This window comes from Microcystis sp. M049S2, from assembly GCF_020245625.1.
GTDB classification, from domain to species: domain Bacteria; phylum Cyanobacteriota; class Cyanobacteriia; order Cyanobacteriales; family Microcystaceae; genus Microcystis; species Microcystis ichthyoblabe_A.
Map to the genome: position 1 here is coordinate 1 of NZ_JADBUN010000045.1, position 3,290 is coordinate 3,290.

Annotated in this window: 4 protein-coding genes; 3 read left to right on the forward strand and 1 reads right to left on the reverse strand. The window is 41.9% G+C overall.

Annotated elements, in window-relative coordinates:
- The 3 genes from IM496_RS03875 to IM496_RS03885 all read left to right on the forward strand — a co-directional run.
- Positions 1 to 113: transposase (locus tag IM496_RS03875; protein ID WP_036400142.1), on the forward strand; the 113-nt coding region annotated here is incomplete at its 5' end.
- Positions 114 to 712: 599 nt separating this feature from the next.
- Entirely contained in the window at positions 713 to 928 is a 216-nt protein-coding gene (locus IM496_RS03880; protein ID WP_002797803.1) for a hypothetical protein, read from the forward strand.
- 23 nt (positions 929 to 951) lie between these two features.
- Positions 952 to 1,464, forward strand: a complete 513-nt coding sequence (locus IM496_RS03885) for a TolB family protein (protein WP_287661275.1) — start codon at positions 952 to 954, stop codon at positions 1,462 to 1,464.
- Between the two features lie 7 nt (positions 1,465 to 1,471).
- Here IM496_RS03885 and IM496_RS03890 read toward each other — a convergent pair whose 3' ends face one another.
- Positions 1,472 to 2,815, reverse strand: coding sequence for a DUF3370 domain-containing protein (locus IM496_RS03890; protein ID WP_287661276.1), 1,344 nt, complete (start codon positions 2,813 to 2,815; stop codon positions 1,472 to 1,474).
- Positions 2,816 to 3,290 lie beyond the last annotated feature (475 nt).

Sequence of the window (3,290 nt, forward strand, 5' to 3'; positions counted from 1 at the left end):
CAGTTGAAGGAATTAATAATAAACTGAAGGTGATTAAAAGGAGAGGCTATGGATTTAGAAACTTTAAAAACTTTAGTCTTAGATGTTTATTAAATTGGCATTTTGCTAGTTGATTTTACATGGTAAGTTCGGAAGAACCAGAATTATTTAATAAAAGTCAAAGCTTGCTTTTTATGATGGCTATTTTCATCGACATCTTCTCTTCTTGGATTATTAAACTTTGATTAAATTGTGATTTTATAACATTTTCTCCTGACCAAACATTCAGAAGCTTCAACATTTTGTTGTTATAAATGGTGTTCTTGTCATACCATCAAAAATGGTTCTATATCTAATGATTAATCCAGAAAAGTTGAACTGAAAAAAGTTATATAAAAGTAGCTATTCTAGATAAGAATACAAATTAAATATAGCGTTTCCTGTTCGCAAGAGGTACATTGTCGATGATGAAAAGCTTGATCAGCAAAGGTTTCACTGTGCCAGACAGGTGTGAGAAACGCTATATACACCAATAAGGAAGTGGGAAGTGGGAAGTGGAGAAGGGGAGAAGAGCAGAAGGGGAGAAGGGAGAAAGAGAGAGGGGAAACAATTCATAACTGGGTTTTTAAAGTTGGATTGGTATCAATCCTGAATTAAAGCCAAAAAATACCCAATTAGGGACCAGACCCTCTTTACAATGGGATTGTAATTAAGCTTGTTGGGAGCCTGAGCTATGACTAACCCGAATTCGATCGAACAGCTATCGCAGGAATTACTCGATCTAGACCAAGTAGATGCCGATACTGGGGCAGATTTGCGGCAAAAAGCCCAAGAAATCCTCGCTGAAACCACTATTGACCTGCCGATTCGAGAAGCGATCGCCGATAGTCTCAGTCAAGGCAATCAACTACTTACCCTCAAAACCGTCGGCAGGGAAGAAAGTTACTAGCACATTTGGGGTCAAAAGTCAAGATGAAAGAAAAAAAAATTTTTGTCTGGCTGGGGCGATTTTTGGCCTCTTTTGGGCTGTTATCGGGGATAAGTGGCTGTAATTCCCCTCTTTTGATCACTCCCCAAGTTCCCGTCGGTGGTTTAAATAGTTTTGCTCCCGATCAATTTCCCAGTTATAGTGCTGATGGTCGCTATTTAGCCTTCGCTTCCGATCGCTCCGGTCGTCGTAGTATATATTTATTCGATCTGCAAGAAAAGCGCTTAGTTAATCTTCCTAACCTAAATCGTGGCGATTCTAGCCAAGATCAGCCATCTCTGAATGCTGACGGTCGTTTAATTGCCTATATCTCCAGCGAACGCGGCAAAAGTGATGTCATGGTTTATGATCGTTCCCAGTCCCGTGCAACCCTGTTAACCGCTAACCTGCGGGGAAGCGTCCGCAATCCCACCATTAGCGGTGATGGTCGCCAAATTGCCTTTGAAACCAACCAAGACGGTCAATGGAATATTGCGATCATTAACGGCCAATTTTAAATTTGTTCTACTCGGTCTTAATCGTTAAAACCTGCGGAGGGGTCGCATCTGGTGGATATAAAAAATTTACCTGTACTACACGCCAATCCCCCGGAGGAATAGTCAGAGTCACTAAAGATTGCCCCTCTTGTCCGCGTCTTTGGACGAGATGGAAAAATCTGCTTTGTGCCTGTCCCTGGTCATCGCTATAATTGACGGCTACCGTTCCTCGAAAAAACACTTGTGGGGCAGCCGGATCGAGAAAACGCAAACCCTGCCCAATAATATCCTCTTTAATCGGTGTTTCTAGCGCAATAGTCACTGTTTTCGCCTCATCACTTCGATTAAATAGAGGTAAACTTAACCGATATTCCACACCGTAATTACCATGAGCTTGATAGGCCGTATCGGGATAGCGAACTAACATACTAGCACTTTGATTTTGTTCCGTTCCCAGTTTGCCCCCGGGTAGAGTGCTAATCCCATAGGCTATAGATTGACCAGAATCAGGAATATTTAACCATAAAGAAGCTCGATCGACCAATCGGGCTGGCCAAGCTGAACCTTGGGACACCCCCGCTACCCGTCCATAAATTATCTGTCCTTGACTATGGGGAGGAGTGGGCGCTCGATCGCGCGGAGTCGATAAATCGCCTTTTTCTAGCAAATTTTGCCACTCTGTAAGATTTGGTGGTCTTTCCTGTCCATTTTCATCTAGGGGTGCATAAAGAGCTAAACTAGCAGCGTAGAGAAGACCGTCACTTTCCAGACGGAGATAAGTGGACCTACCGTTTAAAGGGGGAGTCAAATCGCGCACGGGAATCGCCGCATTTAAGACCATAAAACTCTCCCCCGCCGGAATAATAATCCTATCGGGAAAAATATCCTGACGCTGCCCCATTAAAATATCCCCCATTACCCGACTTCCCGGCCCGGCAAAAACTGTCCCCTGATTATTTTCCACTTGTGCGGGTAAATCGATAAAAGCTGCATCGGGTTGACTCAAATAACTGGCCCCTTGCAGAATTTTAACGGTGACTGGATTAGGACTGGGATTGTGGAGTAATATCCCCAAATAAAGGGTGCGTAAATTATCGGGAAAATTCCCCCTGGCTACATGGTGGGCAAAAATATCAAAGCGTCCCTGAAAAGCATAATTTAAATGGGCCGAGGGGAAACTTTTCTCTTGGGGGGGAAAAGTCGAAAGCAAAATCCCTTCTCCTAGCAATAATTCGGGACTATTGCTATTAAAAACGGGAACTTGATCTAGTTGATTCGGTAAAGGACGCACCTGCACCGGTCGGATTATTTCTACACTAGGGGGAGTTTGGGCAATGGGTAGCAAAAAAGGTAACATCACAGAAATTACCATCTCAAGATAATTAATTTTTGATCATAGCATTACTGGCTCGCTCAATTTAGATAGTATTCTGTTTGTCCATATCTAGAGGATTGTTTAATATTTCTTGCCGGTGTTAAGTAGCTGGTTATAATTAAATTAAAAATGGATTTTAGGTTCGATCCCCCCTGCCCCCCTTGATAAGGTAGGGCTGTTTCATTTAAATTAAGTACAGCTGATTTTGAGTCAATAAATTTGACTGAAGATTCTCAAGTTTATCTTTTTCTAACCAAAAGAGTTAGTCACAATAATTAATCTTTAATCCTCTGCCAATATTTATTATGAATAAAGTGATAAAGCTTGTTCTCAAGCCACTAAAAGTCCATCTCTCTTGAAATTGTCTGAGAGTACATCCTGTTAATTTAGCTAATTTTTCTGCTTCTTACGTCGATAAAACTATCAGTTTTTCCCAACGTTCAGCTAACCACCTCTGTCCCTCCGTTATTGA